The sequence below is a fragment of the Parabacteroides sp. AM58-2XD genome (assembly GCF_003463685.1).
In the GTDB taxonomy this organism is placed as follows: domain Bacteria; phylum Bacteroidota; class Bacteroidia; order Bacteroidales; family Tannerellaceae; genus Parabacteroides; species Parabacteroides segnis.
Genome location: NZ_QSDP01000227.1, coordinates 1 through 1,549 on the forward strand (window position 1 = coordinate 1; position 1,549 = coordinate 1,549).

Sequence of the window (1,549 nt, forward strand, 5' to 3'; positions counted from 1 at the left end):
AACAAAGTTGGATAATTCATTATTAATTAACTTTTATAATTTATCTTTGTATCAGGATGTTAAGAGGAAGTAGGCTCTGCTGAGGAGCAACCTACCAGCAATAAGCATCCTGACGGTACGCAGTAATGCTACTTTGGGAGGCAGTTATCTGCCTCTCTTTTGTATTACTGATACTGTCTGATATGGCTAAGAAAACCTAACCAAAATCCTATGGTAAAACAAACTTTCCACAGCAGACACCACTGGAGGGGCTGCAAGTTCCTTTATCAGTCAAACCATTAATGAGAGTTACAAACTATTTTGAGCGGACTTCAAAGCCGCAATGATATGATAGTATTTCTCTCAAAAGAAAGCTGTTTTACCTTATAGGATTTTATATCATTTGACAACACATGGCACATATTCCTTCTGATGTTTAAGTACAAAATATACTCGGTTTACCAACCGTCGGGCAATCTTAATAATCGATTTCTGGGGATTCATCCGTTTACGATATTCGCCGTAAGCCAATGTCATGGCCGGGTCTTTACGGATAGCAATCCACGCAGCTTCAACCAACAGGCATCGAAGCATAAAGTGCCGACGAACCGTAATATCCCCAACTGCATCATTGTCACCACTGGAGTGGCACATGGGGATCAAACCAATAAAGGATGCAAGATGTTCCGCATTGCTAAACCGGGCTATATCGTCAAGCTCCACCATCAAGGTGGCAGCGGTTGTAATGCCTATGCCGGGAACCGATGTGAGCAAGCGTATGGGTTTCTCAAAAGGTTCAGTACGTGATATATCACGGATGGCACGGGTTTCCTGCAATAACATTCTGCGCAAACGGACGAACTGTTCCAGGTGAAGTTCGAGTGTCTTCTTTCCGTATGCCGTAGAAAGCTCAACAGAGTGTAGCCAATTCAGAAATCGCTTCGACCAGCAGCCGATTGAGCAGCGGGTAAACTCTTCCGGAATCTCCACGCCATGAAAACGTAGCAGTGACTTGATGCGGTTTTTGGCACGTGTGCTGTCTTTTACAATTAAGTTTCTCAGTCTTATCAAAGAGCGCATTTCCAGGCTTTCTGTGCCCGGAACATATATTCCTTCTAATGAACCCGAACGTAACTCACGGGCAAGTTTGTTGCAATCCACCGCATCGGTCTTACGCAGCTTCTCCTTGCTCATTGTCGGAACATCGGCAGGATTCACAACTATATTGTTAATTCCTAAACTCGTTAATTTCTCATGTATCCAGAAGCCGCAGAAACCTGCTTCGTAAACCGAGAAATAAGTTGCGCCGGGATAATTACTAGCCAAATACTTGTGTAAGGCTTCCGGTTCCGGGTTCTGGCTAAATCTCCTCAGAGCCGAATGCTCCGACAGTATAGCCACTGACCAACTTTTCAAATGGACATCAATTCCTACATAAATGTTTTGTCCATCAAAATTTAATTCGTTACTTCGTACTGTTTTCATAAGCTATATCGTTATTAGTTAATAATGAATTTGATACAATACAAAGTTAACTAAAATGGTATAGCTTTTGTAGTGCTATCTCGTG

General features: G+C 42.5%; 1 protein-coding gene. It reads right to left on the reverse strand.

Going from position 1 to position 1,549, the window contains the following annotated elements; all coding sequences use genetic code 11:
• Positions 1-378: 378 nt before the first annotated feature.
• Entirely contained in the window at positions 379-1,464 is a 1,086-nt protein-coding gene (locus DXA15_RS24970; protein WP_128135835.1) for an IS110 family transposase, read from the reverse strand.
• Positions 1,465-1,549 lie beyond the last annotated feature (85 nt).

Coding starts and splice junctions, on each gene's coding strand:
- DXA15_RS24970 (WP_128135835.1), bottom strand. CDS start 1,464: ATGAAAACAGTACGAAGTAACGAATTAAATTTTGATGGACAAAACATT.